Source organism: Pseudomonas sp. GP01-A4 (assembly GCF_058780865.1).
On sequence record NZ_JBYSWF010000067.1, the window covers coordinates 1 to 17,957 of the forward strand.

Genomic DNA, 17,957 nt, shown 5'->3' on the forward strand with positions numbered 1-17,957 from the left:
GGGTGGGGCAGTGGGTTTTTTCTGATTGCGCCCGCCAAAACAGTTATTTTTGCGGCGGGTGAAAATCGACTGTGGGAGCTGGCTTGCCTGCGATGGCGACGGTGAATTCAACATCGCTATCGCAGGCAAGCCAGCTCCCACATTGAATCGGTGCTACTTGGCGGTTTTTGCGGTGGCCACCCAGCCGTCAAACGTCGCTTTGTTTTCCTTCATCCAGTCCTCCGCCAGCTTGCGAATGTTGCGTTCGCTGGAGCCGTCGGCGCTGATGTTTTTTTCCCAATAACTCCAGGTTGCCTGGGAAAACGTCATCTGCTCCACCAACTTCTTGATCGCCGGATTCGCCGCGATGAATTGCTTGTTGCCAATCGCATACCAGTTCCACGCCGCCATCGCCATGCGGCATGGATCAGCCCCGCCGGCGCACCCGGCAACCCCGGGCGTCAGTGCCGAAGTGGTGCTCGGCACATTGCCCGGCAACGCATCAAACGGCGTCGGCAGCCACACCACGTCCTTGCCCGGCACCATGGTGTTGGTCATCCACGACGGTGCCCACGCATAGAAAAACACCGGCTCGCCACGTTTCAGCCGGGCGACGTTTTCGAACATCAGTGCTTCGTATTTGCCGCGTACCGGGTTAACCGTGTCCTTGAGACCGAACTTGTCGAGCTGGTAATCCACCACATCGCCACAGCCCCAGCCCGGATCACAACTGATCAGGTTGGCCTTGCCGTCCTTGCCGAACAGCCCGGCGATTTTCGGGTCCTTCATTTGTTCCAGGCTGGTGATGCCGTACGCGTCGGCGGTTTTCTTGTCGATCATGTAGCCGTTATAGCCAGCGCCCGTAATGAAGCCCGAGCCCACCACTTCGGTACGGTCCTTCACCTTGTCAAAGCTCGGTTGCAGCATCGGCAAGGTCACGTCCATCGACAGGTCCAGGTCGCCCTGGGCCGCGGCGGGGAAGAACAGGGTGGTGTTGACGGTGCTCAACTTGCTCGCGTAGCCCAGGCGCTTGGTGGCCTCGATCGCGATTTTGGTCAGTACGTAGTTGCCGCCGGTGCTTTCCGATTGCACGAAGCGGATGGTCTTGCCGGTGCCCGGCAAATCCTCGGCCCACACCTGCGTACTTGCCAGGTACAACACTGCTGCAAATCCAAGCAAGGCTTTGAATGGATGCATCATGATTTCCTCTTTTTTTTCTCGTTATGGTTAGGGTTGGCAGTCAACAACGGGCATTCATGAGGTTCTTTTTGTTATGCGTTTACCGGGTTCGGATTGAGCAGTCGCTTGAACAGCGACTTGCGCTTGCGCATGGTCGGTTGCGCCAGGTTCTGGGTGATCCGGTCGAGCATCATCGCCAGCAGCACAATGGCAATCCCGCCCACCGCCGCGCGGCCCACGTCCATCCGGCCCAGGCCTTGCAGCACCACCAGGCCGAGGCCTTCGGCGCCGATCATCGCCACCACCACCGACATCACCATGGCCGTGAGCACGGTCTGGTTGAGGCCGCCGAGGATCGTCGGGATCGCCAGGGGCAGCTGGATTTCCCAGAGCAATTGGCGCTTGTCCGCACCAAAGGCGTGGCCGGCTTCCACCAGTTCGGTGTCGACCATGCGGATGCCCAGGTAGGTAAAGCGAATCAGCGGCGGGCAGGCGGAGATCACCACCGCCACTTCACCCGACACCGTGCCGACGCCAAACAGCATCACCACCGGCACCAGGTACACGAAGGTCGGGGTGGTTTGCATGATGTCGAGGATCGGCCGCATCACGCCCCACACCCGCTCGCTGCGGGCGCACCAGATGCCCACCGGAATGCCCACCACCATGCAGATCACAATCGCCGTGGTGATCAGCGACAAGGTGGTCATGGCCTCGTCCCACACCCCCAACGCGGCGATCACCACCAGGGCCACGGCGCTGAACACCGCCACCCCCAGGCTCGCCGCACGGTAGGCGATCAGGAACATCAGCAACACCATGACCGGGAACGGGATCGCGTGGATCACCGTGTCACTCAGCCCCAGCAAATGCTCCACCGGCCAGCGAATCGCCTGGAACATTGGCCGCAGGTGAATCCCCAGCCACTCCACACCCTGGCTGATCCACTGGTCTACGGGTAAAACCGCGAGGTCTTCTGAACTAAGCATGCTGTGCAACCTCCGCAGCGGCAGGGCGCGGGGCCGGGACGCTGGCTATGCAATCAAGAATGTGCGCGCTGTTGAGGGTGCCGACGAACTGCCCGTCGCCATCCACCACCGCCACCGGCAAACCCGGTTTGAGCAGGCGCGCGGCTTCCACCAGCTTGGCGCTGGCCGGCACGCAAACGAACTGGCTCGACAGCCGTTGCAGTGCGTCGGCGCCGCCGCCCACGGCCAGCAGCGCTGCCGAGTCCAGCACGCCGACCGCCTTGCCGCTGGTGTTCAGTACGAATGCAGCCGTGCTGTCATTGCCCACCACCCGGGTGTCACCCTGCACCAGCAGCGTGTGGGCTTTTTCCATGATCGAGCGCGCATCGAACAGCCGCGAACGGTCCACCTCCCGGGTGAACGCCGCGACGTAATCGCTGCCCGGGTCCATCACGATTTCCTGGGGCGTGCCCTCGCGCACCACTTGGCCGTCGGCCATGATCGCGATGCGTGTGCCCAGCTTCAGGGCTTCCTGGAAGTCGTGGGTAATGAACAGGATGGTTTTTTTCAGGGTGCGTTGCAGGCGCAGCAACTCGTCCTGCATCTCGGTGCGGATCAATGGGTCGAGGGCACTGAAGGCCTCGTCCATGATCAGCACGTCGGCGTCGGTGGCCAGTGCGCGGGCCAGGCCGACGCGCTGGCGCATGCCGCCGGACAGCTCGTGGGGATGGTGGTCGGCCCACTTGGCCAGGCCGACAATCGCCAGTACTTCCAGGGCCCGCTTGCGCCGCTCGGCCGCCGAGACACCGCGCAGCTTGAGGCCGAACTCGGTGTTCTCGATCACGGTTTTATTCGGCAGCAGCGCGAAGTGCTGGAACACCATGGAGATACGCGTGCGGCGCACTTCCCGCAGTTGGTTTTCGTCGAGGCTCACCAGGTCTTCGCCGTCCAGCAGGATCTTGCCCGCGGTCGGTTCATTCAGGCGGTTGATACAGCGCGCCAGGGTGGATTTGCCCGAGCCCGAGAGGCCCATGATCATGTAGATCGCCCCGCTGGGGATCGACAGCGATACGTTGTTGAGGCCGACCACGGTGGCGGTCTCGGCCAGGATCCGGTCTTTGCTGGCCCCGGCGGTCAAGAGCTGCATGGCCTTGTCCGGGGTTGAGGAAAAGACCTTGTAGAGGTTCTCAATCTTTAGTCGTTCGCTCACCAATTGCCTCCAATTGTTGTTTTGCAATCTGCGGAAAACTTCATCAATAGAAATTTTTGGGCTACTGGCAGTTAAAAATCTTCGAGCTAAGGCGACGCAAGGCGCAGTCGCAAAAATTTCTTGTTGTGGTGCCAAGGCACTTACAGCATGAGCGGTGTGGCGAGTGCAAGGGTTGGGCGTCAACCGGTCGTTGAATCCGATGGAGCCATGCTTTCCCGGGCTTTGCGGGCCACGCGAAACGCCTCGACACCCGCCGGCACGCCGCAGTACACCGCGATCTGCACGAGGGCGGCGTGCAGTTCGTCGTCGCTCAGTCCGTTGCGCAGGGCGCCGCAGAAATGCGTACCGAATTCGTCCATGCGCCCCAGCGCCGCGAGCATTCCCAGGTTGAGCAGACTGCGTTGCTTGAGGTCCAGGCTGTCGTCGGTCCAGACCATGCCCCAGCAGTACTCGTTGAGCACCGCCTGGAAGGGCCGGGAAAAGTCGTCGGCGCGGCCCAGGGCCTGGTCGACGTAGCTATCCCCGAGGACTTGGCGGCGAACGCTTTCGCCTTGGGCCTGCAATGATTTATCCATGGTGAGTCTCCGAAGGGGTTAGAAAATCGCGTATCAGGGCGGCCACCTGTTGCGGCGCCTCGATCAGGATGCAATGGCGCAGCCCAGGCAGAATCCGCAGTTGCGAACCCTCGATGCGATCGTGCATGAACGTCGCCATCCGTGGGTTGGAGCCGGCGTCTTCGGCACCGGTGGCAATCAGCGTGGGGCAGCGGATCCGTGACAGCTGTTCGCCGAAATCCGACTCGGCCAGGATGCGATACGCCGCGGCATAACAGCCCGGGTCGTTGTCGGCATTCAGTTGGCGCAGACGGGTAACAGCCTCGGGATTGCGCGCCTGAAAATCCTCGGTCAGCCAACGCGACAGCGATGCCTCGTAGTGAGCCACCGGCTCCCCGGCCTGCAAGGCGGCGAGGCGCGCGTGTACCCGCTCGCGCTCCTCGGCGTTACGCCCGGCGACGGTCGACAGCAGCACCAACCGGTGAACCCGCGACGGATGAGTCAGGGCCATGCGTTGGGCGATCAGCCCGCCCAACGAGAACCCGGCCAGGTCGAACTGCTTGAAGCCCACGTGATCCGCCAGGGCCAGCGCCTCACCCACCAAATGATCAATCTCATAACGCCCGGGCGTGCGGGACGACTGGCCGTGGCCGCGCAGGTCGAAGGTCAGCACGGTGAATTGCTCCTGCAGACCCGCCACCGTTTCAGCCCACGCCTCAAGGCTGGAACCCACGCCATGGATGCACACCAGCGGGCGCGGTCCATGCCCGTCCAGGCGATAATTGAGCGTGACGTTGGCCACGCTGAAACGTTGTGCCTGGCCCATCACGCGCTGACCTGGTTGCGTTGTCTGGCGCGTTCGCGCTCGGCGAAGAATGGCATCACTTCATCGATGAACAGGCGCAGGGTCTGCTTCTGCAGTTCGAACGGCAAGTTGAAGGTCAGGCCCAGGCAATACTGGTCGACACCGGCGGCTTCGTAGTCGAGCAGCTTTTCGATGATTTCTTCCGGGGTGCCGAACATCAAGTTGCGCCGCAGGTTTTCCGGGTTGTAGTTGTCTTTGCCGCGCACGCTTTCAAACGGCACCGGCTCGGGGAAGCCGTTGTGCACGGTGCCGATGTTCTGCATCAGGTTCTCGAAGGCGCGGCCAAAATCCATGCTGTGCTTGACCGGCAGTTCCCAGTCGTTGGCGTTGGCGTACACGCAGGTGCGGCGCTGCATCATGAAGCGCGGGCGCGGCACGTGGGGGTTGTCGGCCACGGCCTTGTTGAATTTTTCGCCGAGCACCGCGATTTCGGCCGCCGGCAGCGAGAGCGGGGTGGACAGGATGTTGGCGCCAATGCTCACTGCCCAGTCGAAGGTGCCCGGGTCCCGTGCGGCGACCCAGATCGGCGGGTGGCCTTTTTGCAGCGGCTTCGGTACGGCGGCGGTCTGCGGGAATTTCCAGTAGTGGCCGTCGTGGGCGTAGTCGCCGGTCCAGAGCTTTTGCACCGCGGGCACCAGTTCCTTCATGTAGCCCACACCTTCCTGCTGTTGCAGGCCGGGGGTCATGCGGTCGAACTCGTACTGGTAGGAACCGCGGGCGATGCCGAATTCCAGGCGGCCGTGGGTCAGGTGATCACACAGCGCGGCTTCACCGGCAAGGCGGATCGGATGCCAATAGGCGGCAGCGAGGGTTGCGGTGCCCAGGCGGATACGCTCGGTGTGCTGGCCGAGCCAGGTCAGGGTCTGGAACGGGTTGGGCGCGATGGTGCATTCCAGGGTGTGGTGTTCGGAGGTCCACAGGGTTTCAAAGCCGCCGGCATCGGCGATCTTTGCCAGCTCCAGCAGGTTGGCCATGACGGTCTGCATCGGCACGTCTGGCGAGAAGCGTTCCATGCTCAGGGATACGGCGAATTTCATAAGATGCTCCTTGAATAATCAGCGCAGGCGAATGACGAAGGGGTCCTGCATTTCGCCGGAGTAATCGATGACCACGTTCTTGGCCCGGGAAAACTCGCGCATCACGTCAAAGCCGCCGCGACGGCCATATCCGCTGTGCTTGAAGCCGCCGTTGGCGGACATGTAGGCCGAGCTGCGGTAGGTGTTGATCCACACCGTGCCGGCGTCGATGCGGTTGGCAAAGCGCATCGCGCGGTCGATGTTCTGGGTCCAGATTCCGGACGCCAGGCCGTAGTGGGTATCGTTGGCCAGGCTGAGCATTTGCTCTTCGGTGGTGAAGGGCATCACACCCACTACCGGACCGAACAATTCGTCGCGCATGAACGGCATGTCGTTGGTGGCGTTGGCCATCACCGTGGGCTCGAAGTACCAGCCTTCGGACAGGTGCGCGGCGCTGGGGCGTTTGCCGCCGACGGCGATCTGCGCGCCTTGTTGGGCGCCGCTGGCGATGTAGCCTTCGAGCTTTTGCAGTTGGGCTTGCAGAGCCAGCGGGCCGATGTCGGTGTGTTCTTCCATCGGGTGGCCGACGCTGATCTGTTGGGTGCGGGCCACCAGGGCCTCGACGAACTTGTCGTAGATCGGCGCTTCGACAAAGCAGCGCGAACCGGCCACGCAACTTTGCCCGGCGGCGGCGAAGATCCCGGAGACCACGCCGTTCACGGCCTTCTCGATATCCACATCGGCAAACACCACGTGGGGCGATTTGCCGCCCAGTTCCATCTGGCACGGCACCAGGTTATTGGCGGCGTTGCCAGCGATACGCCGACCCGTTTCGGTGCTGCCGGTGAACACGTATTTGGCGATGTCGGGATGGCGGGTCAGGGCCTCGCCGGTGACGGCGCCGTTGCCGGTGACTACGTTGACCACACCCGCCGGGAAGCCGGCTTCGATGATCAGTTCGGCCAGCGCCAGTGTGGAGGCGCTGGCGTGTTCCGAGGGCTTGATCACCACCGTGTTGCCGATGGCCAGGCACGGTGCGAGGGTGCCGGTGAGCAGCATCAGCGGCGAGTTCCACGGGGTGATCATGCCGACCACGCCCAACGGCTCGCGGCTGCTGTAGTTGAGCTGGTTGAGCTTGTTGACCGGGATCACCTCGCCTTGCAGCTTGTCGGCCATGCCGGCGAAGTACACGTAGGCATCGGGCAGGGCGCTCATTTGCGCGCGCATTTCCCGCAGCAGCTTGCCGTTGTCGCGGGTTTCCAGCAGCGCCAGTTCTTCGGCGTGCTCGGCCACCAGCTGGGCCAGGCGATACAACAATTTGCCGCGTGCGGTGGGCGTCATGTTGCGCCACTGCGGGTCGTTGAAGGTCTTGTGGGCGGAAGCGACGGCGCGGGCCACGTCGCCCGCATCGGCCTGGGCGAACTGGTACCAGGACTGGCCGGTGGTGGGGTCGAAACTGTCGACATAGCTGCCGCTGTCGGGAGCGACAAAGCGACCGTCGATAAACAGGTTGAGGCGGTTGCCCTCAAGGGCGCTGACCGTGGTTTTCATGCAAGAGTCCTGTAGGTGCGTGTCAAAGGGGCGCGTTTTCGAGCATCGCGATGCGGCCGCTGGCGGCAGAGCCGGTGTAGATGCCGAACTGCTGGTTCTGGCGCTCGCGGGCATAGCGGCGCACCACCGAGCGCAGTTCGTTGACCGGCATCTGCTCGATGGGCAACGCGTCCAGCGGGAAGAAGCGCAGGGTGTCGGGCAGCTCGGCGTCGAACGGGCCGAGCTGGGCGCGGTAGATCAGGTAGCCGGGGTCGGTGTCGTCGACATCGAACGCCGAGTACAGGAAGGTCGATTCCAGTTCCACCGGCAGCGAGCTGTCGCCGGCGTCGATAAAACCCTTGCGCTTGCCGGCCACCGGCAGCGTCCAGCCGCCCTGGCCATCGGCGCGAAACAGGATCGCGTCGCCGGCTTCGATCAGGTAGCCGATGATCATCTTGTGGGAGTCCAGCCAACTGGCCGGCAGCGGGTCCTGGATGTTCGCGTAGCGGCCCCGGCAGAAGCACAGCGGCAGCTTGGGGCTGGTGCCGAAGGCGCGGACCTGGCCGATCAGCACCAGGTGGTCGCCGGCTTCGATGCGCTGGTGCACGCTGCAGTCGAACCAGGTCAGGCTGTCGGTGAGGATCGGTGCGCCGGTGTGCACGGTGTCGTGGTTGACGGTGTGGAATTTGTCTGGCGACTTGGAGGCGAAGGTCCCGGAGACGTCCACCTGGCCTTCGTGCAACAGGTTCACGGCAAACTGTTCGGTGCTGGCAAACGCGGTGTAGCTGGCGGCCGACTTGCCCACGCACACCAGCAGCAGCGGCGGGTCGAGGGACACCGAGGTAAACGAATTGGCGGTCATGCCGCGCGGGTTGCCATCGGTGTCATGGGTGGTGATGACGGTGACGCCGGTGACGAAGGTGCCGAAGGCCTGGCGCAAGGCGCCCGGATCGACGGCTGCAACGTTGGCGCTGATCGCGGTGCTCGGCATCGGGGTACTCCTTTGTTCTTGTGGTGTGAAGCAAGCCTACGAGCAAGGGAAACCGTGGGCTTGCGTCGAAAAATGGTAGCGAAGACGAAAGTTTTGCTTCGTTTCGCAGTGCTCCGGCATTTCTGTGGCAAACATCAACCCTGTGGCGAGGGAGCTTGCTCCCGCAGGGCTGCGAAGCAGCCCCACAACGGCAACCGGGTTCTTTCAGGCGGACTATGGCGGGGCTCATGGGGCCGCTCCGCGACCCAGCGGGAGCAAGCTGCCTCGCCACAACTGAGCGTCGTTCTTCAGCCAGACGTCAGTCCTTGGGTTGTTCCGCTTCCATCTCGGCCATGTCCTGGTAGCGGTCGGCAATCCGTGGGTGGGCACGGGAGCCGTCGCTGGCGCCGATGGCGATCAGCACTTCGTCGGGGCCCGGGGCATCGGCGACCTGGAAGTTGGCGGTGAGAAAGTGCGAGCGCTTGCCGGTTTCGCTTTTGTGCACCATCGGCAGCGAAAGCAGGGCGCCCGGTGCATTGCGGGTGTTGGTGAAGCTCAAGTAGGCGGTGCCTTCCACGGCTTCGCGGAACAGGTTGCCGAAGCGCAGGGTGTGGATCAGGCCCGAGGCGTGTTCGATTTCGCCGTTGACCCCGACAGCCGCCGCCTTGCCGAAGGCTTCGACCTTGCCCCCGGGCATCAGGGCGATCAGGCGACGGGTCATCTCATGGCCCAGGCCGGGGGCCAGGCGCAGGATTTCCGGACGCAGGTTTTCGACGAAGCCCTGGCCGGCCCAAGGGTTTTTCAACACGGCTGCCACCACGATCAGGGTGATCGGTTTGCCGGCGTCCTTGCCGCCTTCGATAAAGGTTTCTTCGATAAAGGTGCAGTACTTCCTGACGCCCAGATTTTCCAGATTCATGATCACTCGTCGCCCTTGTGGCTGTTGGTTGTGGCCTTAGGCTAGGAGCGTTGGGCAGCAGCGTCTTCCGTGGTTACGCAGTGCAAATCCACTGGACATTGCTCTGAACCGGAGCAAGTATCAGGCGGGCCTGGCAGGCAACGTGGCTGCCGTGACCTCCATGTTCGGGTGAGCGCCTTGAATCGAGAAATGCAGATACTGTCGTTGCGCGATGTGGCCAGTCAGATCAACTCCGGCGGTGACCTGCAGTCGATGCTGCACCAGTTGGTGTACGCCAGTTGCCGCCACACCCACTGGACCATGAGTTCGATCATGGCCATCGACATGGACGCCGGCTTCGGCCACGTGATCGCCCGCCATGACCCGACCCTGGTGCAGCGCCCGCTGGTGGATTGCTGGGAGCTGTCTTCCAGCCCGGTGATGACCGCCCTGCAACGCAACGAGGCGGTGTTCATCCGCGACGTGCGCGAATGCGAGTACCCCGGCTACCGCCGCGAATCCTTGGAGCGCGATTACCGCACGGTGATGGTGATGCCGATGAACTGCACCGACTTCGACGGCCGGCCCATGGTGCTCAGTGTGATTTCCCGCACGCTGATGGACGTTTCGGAAGAAGACCGGGTGTTCCTCGGCATGATCATCCACCTGGGCGCCATTGCCGTGGAGCGCCAGCGCCAGCTGGAAGCCGAACGCCGCGCCGCCGAGCGCCTGCAGCAGGCGTTGCATGTGCATACCACGATGCTTGAACACGTATTGGGCGGCGGTTCGGTGACATCGTTGTCGCTGATGGTCGGCGACCAGTTGCCCAACCCGGTGATCGCCGTGGACTTCACCGCCAACCAGGTGGTGGCGGGGCGTTCCCCGGATCCCGCATTGTTTGACGACAATGCCTGGCAGGCCGCAGTCGCCGGGGTGCTCAGCGTGCAGATCACCAAAGCCGCCCAGGAAAGTTTGCGCAGCGCCCTGCGCAGTACGGTCAACCTGTTCCTCGACGATGGCCAGCGCCAGTTCACCCTGCGGGCGCAGATCGAACCGTTGATGGTCGACCACGAACTGGTGGGCGCGCTGGTGCTGTTCCCGGTGGCGGCGCCGGTCAACGAGCTGGACCTGCTGATGCTGGAAAGCGCCAAGTTCGCCTTGAGCGTGCAGATGATGCGCAGTTTTATCCGCTTTCGTTTTGAAACCCGGACCCAGACCGAGCTGCTGCTCGAAGTGCTCGAGGGCCGCTGGCGCGATGCCGATGACATCCAGCAGCGCGCCCAGCGGCTGGGCATCAGCTTCAGCACCGCGCAGCAGATGATCATCGTCGACTACGGCGCCAAGGCCCGGGAGGCGAAGAACCTGCACCACAACGTCGCGCGCATCCTGCAGCGTGCAGGGATGCAGGCCACGGTGATCATTGTCGACAACGGTTTGGTGTGCCTGGTGCCGGCGGAAGGCGAGCGCTTGAGCAAAATCAAACGGCAGATTACCGATGACCTGGCGCACTACCTGGGTGCCGAGCCGATCCTGCTGGCCAGCGGGGTGTGCCGGGCGCTGGCGGATTATCCTGCCGCGTGGGAGCGCTGCCGGCGGCTGATCGAGATTGCCCGCTCGTTCGGCCGCAGCGGGCCGATCTCCGATCAGGATTTCGGGCCGATCCCGATCTTCGTCGCGGCCGTGGGTGGCGAGGATATTCGCACCTTCGTCAACGACAGCGTTGGCGCCATGCTCGCCCATGACCGCAAGCACCAGACGCCGTACCTGGAAACCCTGACGGCGTATCTGCGGGAGAGCTGCCGCAGCCAGGCATGCGCGGACGCGATGGGGGTGCATGTGACGACGCTGCGCTACCGGCTGGCGCGGATCCAGGAGTTGTTCGGGATTGATGTGGAAACGCCGGAACGGCGGTTTGCCACGGAGTTGGCGATTCATTTGCAGCGGGTGATTGATAGCTGACGGGTAGCATTGCTCCACTTAATAGGAAGCATTACTATTCACACCCCGCCTCCCCAGTGCTTCCTTGATGACTCCTCAGCCGCCCCGCAGAACAGGCTTTTTCGAGCACTACGAAGAGTTGATCGGGACCTGGACGCGCCGCCTGAGAAACCGTCAGCAGGCCGAAGACCTGGCCCACGACACTTTTGTGCGGGTGCTTGAATCCAGCGCCACCAAGGTTGAGCAACCTCGAGCCTATCTGCATCAAACGGCGCGCAATATCGCCGTTGACGCCTATCGCCGCGAGGACCGGCGGGAGGCGATGGCCCTGGAAGCCTTTGATCAGAGTTCGCCCCACAGTGGCGACCCGGAGCATTTCATGCACGCGATCCAGCTGGCGGATTCCATCGAGCGAGCCCTGGCCGAGCTGCCGCTCAATTGCCGCAAGATTTTCATCTGGCAGAAAATCGAGGGCCTGACCCAGCAGGAAATCGCCGAACGCCTGGGCCTGTCTAAAAACATGGTGGAAAAGTATATGATCCGCACCCTGCGGCATCTACGTGACCGCCTGGATGCGATGGCACCATGACCAATGCCCGCTTTGAAACAGGATCTTCCATGATGGATACCCGTGAGTGTGCCTGCGGCAGCGCGACGGCCCGCGACGAGGCGGCGCAATGGTTTGTGCGTGTGCAGGACAGCCCATTGAGCGCAGAAGAACGCGAGCGTTTTGATGCCTGGCGTGCAGAGCATGCCGAGCACCAGTACGAATTTGATGTGCTGCAAGGCTTGTGGAGTGCCACCGATCTGGTGCCCAAGGCGCGCTTGCAGGCGTTGTGCGATGCCCCGCAACCGCGTGCGAAGCGCCGGCCCGTGCTGCGTTATGCAGTGGCTGCAAGTGTGCTGGCGGTGGCCCTGGGCCTGGGGTTGTTCAGTGGCCTGGATCATCCGGCGACGTATAACGCCGAGTTCCGCACTGCATTGGGGGAGCACCGGCAGGTGGCGTTGCCCGACGGCTCGCTGATGGACTTGAACAGCCGCAGCGTGGTGGCCGTGCACTATGTAAAAGGCCAGCGCGGCATCGAGCTCAAGCAGGGCGAGGCCATGTTCAGCGTCGAGCACGACACCAGCCGGCCCTTCGTGGTGGACGCCGGGGCAGGGCAGGTGACGGTCACCGGTACGCGTTTCGACGTGCGCCGCGATGACGACCAGACCCGCGTGGTGGTCGAGGCCGGTACGGTCAAAGTGCAAGGGCGCTCATCCGATGACATCGTGATGCTCACGGCCGGTCGGGGCACCCATGTGGATACCCGGGGCCAGGTGGCGGCTGCCTACGCCGTCAACCCTGAAGAGCTCACGGCCTGGCGCACCGGCAAGCTGGTGTTCAACAACGCCACCCTCGGCGAAGTGGCTCGGGAGGTCTCACGTTACCGCGAGCAACCTTTGCGGGTCAGCGCGCCCGCGGTGAGCAACCTGCGCTTGACCAGCGTGTTCAAATCCACCGACACCGACGCCTTGCTCAAGGCCTTGCCGCACATTCTTCCGGTGGCCTTGCGCACCTTGCCGGACGGTAGCCAGGAAATAATTTCGCGATAGATTCAGGTTTTTTTCGAGTTCTTCGTCTTCTTGTGCAACTGCAACTGGTTTGCATTAACAGCCGCACTCTCTTGCGATCACAGGACTACGTTCGACGTGAAAAAACTCGCCATGAAAAACAATAAATCATCCCGCTGGGCACCCCTCGCCCTGGCGCTGGCCGTCAGCGCCGCACTGCCGGCGGCCTATGCTGACGATGGCATTCATATCCAGGCCCAGTCCCTGGGTTCGGCCTTGAGCCAATTGGGTCAGCAGACGTCGCTGCAAGTGTTCTTCAGCCCCGACATGGTGGCCGGCAAACAAGCCCCGGCCGTCGACGGCAACCTGTCGCCCGAACAAGCGCTGCGCCAGTTGCTGCAGGGCAGCGGCCTGGATTACCAGATCGATGCGGGCTCCGTGACCCTGCGCCCGCTGGGCAAGGGCACCGGCGAAGCCGGTTCGCCGCTGGAGTTGGGTGCCACCGACATCAAGGTGGTTGGCGACTGGCTCGGCGACGCGAATGCCCAAGTGGTGCAGAACCACCCGGGCGCGCGCACCGTGGTGCGCCGTGAAGCCATGGTGGAGCAGGGCGCGATGAACGTCGGTGACGTGCTGCGGCGCATTCCCGGGGTGCAGGTACAGGAGGCCAACGGCACCGGTGGCAGTGATATTTCCCTCAACGTCGGGGTACGCGGCCTGACCTCGCGTCTGTCGCCACGCTCCACGGTATTGATCGACGGCGTACCGGCAGCGTTTGCACCCTACGGCCAGCCGCAGTTGTCGATGGCGCCGATTTCCTCCGGCAACCTCGACAGCATCGACGTGGTGCGTGGCGCAGGCTCCGTACGTTATGGACCACAGAACGTCGGCGGCGTGATCAACTTCGTCACCCGGGCCATCCCGGAAAAATTCTCCGGCGAAGTCGGCACCACCCTGGAAACAGCGGCCCACGGCGGCTGGAAACACATTGAAAACGCCTTCATCGGCGGCACCGCCGACAACGGTATCGGTGCTGCGTTGCTGTATTCCGGGACCAAGGGCGATGGTTACCGCGACCGCAACAACTCCAACGACATCGACGACGTGATCTTCAAGACCCACTGGGCGCCGACCGATCAAGACGATTTCTCGCTGAATTTTCACTACTACGACGCCAGCGCCGACATGCCCGGCGGCCTGACCCAGAAGCAGTACGACGCCAACCCGTATCAATCGGTACGTGACTGGGACAACTTCAATGGCCGGCGCAAGGATATGTCCTTCAAGTACATCCGGCAGATCGACGACCGCACCCAGGCTGAAGTGCTGACCTACTATTCCGACAGTTTCCGCGGCAGCAACATCGCCAACCGCGACCTGAAGACCCTGGGTTCCTACCCGCGCACCTACTACACCTTCGGCATCGAGCCGCGTGTGTCCCATGTATTTGACCTGGGGCCGAGCACCCAGGAAGTCAGCGTCGGTTATCGCTACCTCAAGGAAGGCATGCACGAGCAGGCCACCAGCCTGGCGCTGGTCAACAACGTGCCGACGCCCGTGGGCCAGAGTGACGGCCACGTGTACCAGGACCGTACCGGTGGCACCGAGGCCAACTCGTTCTATATCGACAACAAGATTGATATCGGCAAATGGACCGTCACCCCGGGCATTCGCTTTGAGCAGATCCGCACCGAATGGCACGACCGTCCGGTGGTAGGCCTCAATGGCGCCACGGTTCAGGAGAAGCGCCGCGAGATCCACAACAACGAACCGCTGCCGGCCCTGAGCGTGATGTACCACGTCTCCGATGCCTGGAAGCTGTTCGCCAACTACGAAACCTCCTTCGGCAGCCTGCAATACTTCCAGCTGGGCCAGGGCGGTAACGGCGACCAGACCGCGAACGGCCTTAACCCGGAAAAAGCCAAGACCTACGAAATCGGTACCCGCTACAACGACAGCGTCTGGGGCGGCGAAGTGACGTTGTTCTACATCGACTTCTCGGACGAGTTGCAATACGTCAGCAACGATGTGGGCTGGACCAACCTCGGCGCTACCAAGCACGAGGGCATCGAAGCGTCGGCCCATTACGACCTGTCGAACCTCGACCCGCGCCTGGACGGCCTGACCGCCAACGCCGGCTTCACCTACACCAGGGCCACCTCCGAAGGCGACGTTGGCTTCAAGGGCCGCGACTTGCCGCTGTACTCCCGTGAAGTGGCCACCCTGGGGCTGCGTTACGACATCAACCACTGGACCCACAACCTGGACGTCTATGCCCAGTCCGGCCAGCGTGCGCCGGGCACCGGTACCACCTACATCACCCAGCCGACTGCTGATGGCCAGTACGGGGATATTCCCGGCTACGTCTCGGTCAACGTGCGCAGCGGTTATGACTTCGGTGCGCAACTGTCGAACCTGAAGCTGGGCGTCGGGGTAAAAAACGTGTTCAACCAGGAACACTACACCCGCTCCAGCGACAACAACTCCGGGATCTACCTGGGTGAACCGCGCACGTTCTTCGTGCAGGCCAGCGTCGGCTTCTGATGCGTGCCTGATCCCAGGTATCGACAGTGACGAGGGGGCGCAAGCCCCCTCGCCATAGCCCTTCTTCCTACTCTTTTTCTAACGATTTTCTGCGTCCGCAGGAACTGAATCCGACAGGTCTACCACACAAGGAGGTGCCCACTTTCCATGGGATACCTTGTATCGCCGAGGTGTCTTTGAGCCGGGAGTGAATCGTGTCAATACGCCGAACTGGAGATGCCTATGTCGGTAACCTTATCCAACTCAACTGTTGCCAACCCCTCTGATAACGCCGCGCAGCCGCATACTGATGCCGCCACATCGACGCAGTCACGCTCACGCTCCGGGCAGGGGTCGATCCACATCAGCTTCAACTTGCCACAGAATGGGATCGGCCCGGGATATTCGAATTGGACGACGACGCAGAGCACGATGGATCGCCGTGGTGCCGCCAACAACTCATTCCGGGCGTCCTATGCAAACTCGTTCCTGGGCGGGCTGATCGGGCAGCTTCAGGACTTTCTGCACAAGCTGTTCAATCCGTTCCGGCCTCACCCCGGTTATGGTCGTCCTGACCCTTCCATTCCACTCAGGCCTCTTCCCGGACACTGCCGTCCGACCCCCTGCAAGCCTGACCCGGGATACGGTCGCCCGGACCCACACTTTTCGAGGCAAACCCCCGATCAACTGGGGAACCTCCTCAAGAACAAATTTGATGCGTTCACGGTGCCGGGCCAGCCCTTCATCACAAAACAAAGCCTGGAGGAGATGGCGGGCAGACGGTTGACCAACGACCAGGACCGTAATGAGAACATTCTGTTGGCCCGGGAACTGCTGCGACGCCCAGACGTAATACAAGCCTTTGACCGAGCCGGCAGGACCGGTGATCTGGATGGTCGAATCTCCCGGCGGGACCTCAACGCCGTGCTCGACTCCGGCAACGCCTTGAAGTACAAGACCGACAAACAGCTCGCCGAACAGATGTTGAAGGACTTCGACGCCCTGAAGGGTATCTGGAGCCGCTCCATCAGTATCAAAGATTTGAAAAAATTGGCCGCATCGTCGTCGAGCGACCCAAAGCAACAGCGGCTCATCGAGTTGGCCAAGGAAGTCACTCAGCGCTCAAGCCTGTTAACGCTGATGGACTCTCTTGACCGGTATGACGGCAAGATCGGCAGAGCCGCCCTGCGCCACCTCTCTCTGAACCTGTTTTAGCTCGATCACGCCGCGACCCTCTCGCGGCGTGATGACCTGCCTTGATCAATCCGCTGCTTTCAAACTCTCAGCCAGGGCTCAGACATGGCTACACCTTCGTGTGGATCGCACAATCCTGGCTATCAGCCAGCCTGTCTTGCGCCGACGGGCAGCGATACCCTGCAACCGCCCCCCGTTGCCGCACCGGGCAAACGGTGCGAAGAGGGCGCCGAAGCCCGGCGAGTGAAGAACTTCACCGGGCAGCACACATTCCAGGCCCCGGCGGCTGACGACTTCATCAAAGGCATGTTGCCGCACGGGCAGTTGCCTGCCTCCCACGCGCCTGGGTTACGCCCGTTGCGCGCGGTGATGGGCGCTATGGTCGCAGCGATCAAAGACCTTTGGCAGGAGACAAAACCGACCTCGCCAGGGTCTCGAAAAGCCGACTGATTCTTCGGTTTTTACATGTTGTCATTGGAACGCTGCTCTATCTCGGAACCATTGCCACCGGCACACCACACACCTTTGGCCTGTTTTCACCTGAGCGATACGGCGATTGCCGGGATGATGACCAGGTCAATGTGGAACCGGAAAATGGTGGAGATGAATCATGACAATCAACGGCGGGTCGGTCTGCCAGCACCTCGGTGCTACACCCTGTATTGCCCCGGCACTGGACGGCGGTACACGGGCAATTCACGCCGCTTCAAGTGAACCCGGTGAGGCTGCGCGAAAGCACAGCCATCAATCCGGCGGGGCGCCTGTCCGCTCATCAGGCTATCGGCCTCCTTTGCGGGGGGAGAGTCACTGCAGGAGTCTGCTGCAACACCTGGGGCTTCAGAACGAAGTGGCCAGCCGCCTCCGCGGGCCCAATCCCTACATTCGTTTGCCGGACAGCGATTTGGTGAGCGCGGCGAACGCCCAATTTGCCATGCTGAAAAAACTCCATGAGAACTGACGGACTGAAGCTGTCTTCACTGCAACGAATCGCCAGTAAAAAGCTCGGTGCCAGCCGAGAGGCCGACAGCGCTATCCTGCTTGCCAAGGCGATCATCCAGCGTCCGCGCCTGATCGATGCGATCCTCGACCAGGACGGCTACATCACCCGCGAAAGCCTGGCACAGGCCGAGAACGTCGTGTTCGGCAACAGCGATCCCAGTGCCTTCAGCCCGGACCCTTTCCACACAAAAAACAATGCCGATCTCGTCCGTCTGTTCAAGGAAATGTTCACCGAGTTACGGGACCGGTCGCGGGACCGCATGGGGTTTTTCGAGCAGATCTGCTACGTCAATATCGAGGTGCTGGCGATGATGAGCAAAGACCCGGATGAGCTCGACAGCCATGGCCAAGTTGTACTGGACCCGGCCACGGGGCTACCGAAGAAGAAATACGACGAACAGCAGGTGTATATGGCGAAAAACCTTGTGGACCGGCCGGGCTTGTTGCGGTCGCTGGAAAACACCGCCGACAGCGGTCGGCGAATTTTCGGCAGCCATCACCAGGCGGGCTGGCTCAGCAACAAAACCCTTGATCGCTGGCTGGAACTCCAGAAAGCCAAATGACCCCGGGTTGACGCCTC

General features: G+C 62.3%; 16 protein-coding genes. 7 read left to right on the forward strand and 9 right to left on the reverse strand.

The genetic code is table 11. From position 1 onward, the window contains the following. Nucleotides 1–153: 153 nt before the first annotated feature. From proX to AC3WKX_RS27950, 9 genes are all read right to left on the reverse strand, one after another. Nucleotides 154–1,179, reverse strand: a complete 1,026-nt coding sequence (proX, locus tag AC3WKX_RS27910; protein WP_102604556.1) for a glycine betaine/L-proline ABC transporter substrate-binding protein ProX — start codon at nt 1,177–1,179, stop codon at nt 154–156. A 71-nt stretch (nt 1,180–1,250) separates the two neighbouring features. Then, nucleotides 1,251–2,147 carry an ABC transporter permease gene (locus tag AC3WKX_RS27915; protein WP_023658964.1) on the reverse strand — a complete coding sequence of 299 codons (897 nt, stop codon included), beginning with the start codon at nt 2,145–2,147 and terminating at the stop codon, nt 1,251–1,253. After that, nucleotides 2,140–3,336 (reverse strand): quaternary amine ABC transporter ATP-binding protein, encoded by a 1,197-nt coding sequence (locus AC3WKX_RS27920; protein ID WP_173883048.1) that lies wholly within the window; start codon nt 3,334–3,336, stop codon nt 2,140–2,142. The genes AC3WKX_RS27915 and AC3WKX_RS27920 overlap by 8 nt, the downstream gene beginning before the upstream one ends. 179 nt (nt 3,337–3,515) lie before the next feature. After that, nucleotides 3,516–3,911: a carboxymuconolactone decarboxylase family protein gene (locus AC3WKX_RS27925; RefSeq protein ID WP_102604555.1), complete on the reverse strand. Its 396-nt coding sequence runs from the start codon at nt 3,909–3,911 to the stop codon at nt 3,516–3,518. Further along, the gene (locus AC3WKX_RS27930; RefSeq protein ID WP_102369460.1) at nt 3,904–4,716 is read right to left on the reverse strand and encodes an alpha/beta fold hydrolase; all 813 of its coding nucleotides are present in this window, start codon (nt 4,714–4,716) and stop codon (nt 3,904–3,906) included. The genes AC3WKX_RS27925 and AC3WKX_RS27930 overlap by 8 nt, the downstream gene beginning before the upstream one ends. Next, the gene (locus AC3WKX_RS27935) at nt 4,716–5,792 is read right to left on the reverse strand and encodes an LLM class flavin-dependent oxidoreductase (RefSeq protein WP_003219483.1); all 1,077 of its coding nucleotides are present in this window, start codon (nt 5,790–5,792) and stop codon (nt 4,716–4,718) included. The genes AC3WKX_RS27930 and AC3WKX_RS27935 overlap by 1 nt, the downstream gene beginning before the upstream one ends. Before the next feature lie 18 nt (nt 5,793–5,810). After that, nucleotides 5,811–7,322: an aldehyde dehydrogenase gene (locus AC3WKX_RS27940; RefSeq protein WP_087693080.1), complete on the reverse strand. Its 1,512-nt coding sequence runs from the start codon at nt 7,320–7,322 to the stop codon at nt 5,811–5,813. Between the two features lie 22 nt (nt 7,323–7,344). Further along, on the reverse strand, nt 7,345–8,292 hold the full coding sequence (locus tag AC3WKX_RS27945) for a flavin reductase family protein (RefSeq protein ID WP_003219486.1): 948 nt from the start codon (nt 8,290–8,292) through the stop codon (nt 7,345–7,347). 298 nt (nt 8,293–8,590) lie between these two features. After that, nucleotides 8,591–9,190 (reverse strand): amino acid synthesis family protein, encoded by a 600-nt coding sequence (locus AC3WKX_RS27950; protein WP_003219487.1) that lies wholly within the window; start codon nt 9,188–9,190, stop codon nt 8,591–8,593. A gap of 189 nt (nt 9,191–9,379) precedes the next feature. On the opposite strand from AC3WKX_RS27950, the gene AC3WKX_RS27955 reads away from it, so the two are divergent. The 7 genes from AC3WKX_RS27955 to AC3WKX_RS27985 all read left to right on the forward strand — a co-directional run bounded on the left by AC3WKX_RS27955 (nt 9,380) and on the right by AC3WKX_RS27985 (nt 17,940). Further along, a complete protein-coding gene (locus AC3WKX_RS27955; RefSeq protein ID WP_003219488.1) occupies nt 9,380–11,128 on the forward strand; it encodes a helix-turn-helix domain-containing protein in 1,749 nt (582 codons plus the stop codon). A 67-nt stretch (nt 11,129–11,195) separates the two neighbouring features. Next, a complete protein-coding gene (locus tag AC3WKX_RS27960) occupies nt 11,196–11,696 on the forward strand; it encodes a sigma-70 family RNA polymerase sigma factor (RefSeq protein ID WP_003219490.1) in 501 nt (166 codons plus the stop codon). A 32-nt stretch (nt 11,697–11,728) separates the two neighbouring features. Beyond that, on the forward strand, nt 11,729–12,703 hold the full coding sequence (locus tag AC3WKX_RS27965; protein WP_087693093.1) for a FecR family protein: 975 nt from the start codon (nt 11,729–11,731) through the stop codon (nt 12,701–12,703). A 96-nt stretch (nt 12,704–12,799) separates the two neighbouring features. After that, complete coding sequence (locus AC3WKX_RS27970) at nt 12,800–15,205, forward strand: TonB-dependent siderophore receptor (RefSeq protein ID WP_173883049.1); 2,406 nt, start codon at nt 12,800–12,802, stop codon at nt 15,203–15,205. Nucleotides 15,206–15,427: 222 nt separating this feature from the next. Continuing rightward, the gene (locus tag AC3WKX_RS27975; RefSeq protein ID WP_102604554.1) at nt 15,428–16,399 is read left to right on the forward strand and encodes a type III secretion protein; all 972 of its coding nucleotides are present in this window, start codon (nt 15,428–15,430) and stop codon (nt 16,397–16,399) included. An 84-nt stretch (nt 16,400–16,483) separates the two neighbouring features. Then, complete coding sequence (locus tag AC3WKX_RS27980; RefSeq protein WP_023658960.1) at nt 16,484–16,828, forward strand: hypothetical protein; 345 nt, start codon at nt 16,484–16,486, stop codon at nt 16,826–16,828. A 497-nt stretch (nt 16,829–17,325) separates the two neighbouring features. Further along, a complete protein-coding gene (locus AC3WKX_RS27985; protein ID WP_008432744.1) occupies nt 17,326–17,940 on the forward strand; it encodes a hypothetical protein in 615 nt (204 codons plus the stop codon). The last annotated feature ends 17 nt before the right edge of the window (nt 17,941–17,957 follow it).

Excerpts from the sequence above, each read along its gene's own strand:
- AC3WKX_RS27960 (WP_003219490.1), top strand. The coding sequence starts at position 11,196 with ATGACTCCTCAGCCGCCCCGCAGAACAGGCTTTTTCGAGCACTACGAA.
- AC3WKX_RS27955 (WP_003219488.1), top strand. The coding sequence starts at position 9,380 with ATGCAGATACTGTCGTTGCGCGATGTGGCCAGTCAGATCAACTCCGGC.
- AC3WKX_RS27950 (WP_003219487.1), bottom strand. The coding sequence starts at position 9,190 with ATGAATCTGGAAAATCTGGGCGTCAGGAAGTACTGCACCTTTATCGAA.
- AC3WKX_RS27975 (WP_102604554.1), top strand. The coding sequence starts at position 15,428 with ATGTCGGTAACCTTATCCAACTCAACTGTTGCCAACCCCTCTGATAAC.
- AC3WKX_RS27915 (WP_023658964.1), bottom strand. The coding sequence starts at position 2,147 with ATGCTTAGTTCAGAAGACCTCGCGGTTTTACCCGTAGACCAGTGGATC.
- AC3WKX_RS27980 (WP_023658960.1), top strand. The coding sequence starts at position 16,484 with ATGGCTACACCTTCGTGTGGATCGCACAATCCTGGCTATCAGCCAGCC.
- AC3WKX_RS27965 (WP_087693093.1), top strand. The coding sequence starts at position 11,729 with ATGGATACCCGTGAGTGTGCCTGCGGCAGCGCGACGGCCCGCGACGAG.
- AC3WKX_RS27945 (WP_003219486.1), bottom strand. The coding sequence starts at position 8,292 with ATGCCGAGCACCGCGATCAGCGCCAACGTTGCAGCCGTCGATCCGGGC.
- AC3WKX_RS27925 (WP_102604555.1), bottom strand. The coding sequence starts at position 3,911 with ATGGATAAATCATTGCAGGCCCAAGGCGAAAGCGTTCGCCGCCAAGTC.
- AC3WKX_RS27940 (WP_087693080.1), bottom strand. The coding sequence starts at position 7,322 with ATGAAAACCACGGTCAGCGCCCTTGAGGGCAACCGCCTCAACCTGTTT.
- AC3WKX_RS27935 (WP_003219483.1), bottom strand. The coding sequence starts at position 5,792 with ATGAAATTCGCCGTATCCCTGAGCATGGAACGCTTCTCGCCAGACGTG.
- AC3WKX_RS27985 (WP_008432744.1), top strand. The coding sequence starts at position 17,326 with ATGAGAACTGACGGACTGAAGCTGTCTTCACTGCAACGAATCGCCAGT.
- AC3WKX_RS27930 (WP_102369460.1), bottom strand. The coding sequence starts at position 4,716 with ATGGGCCAGGCACAACGTTTCAGCGTGGCCAACGTCACGCTCAATTAT.
- proX (WP_102604556.1), bottom strand. The coding sequence starts at position 1,179 with ATGATGCATCCATTCAAAGCCTTGCTTGGATTTGCAGCAGTGTTGTAC.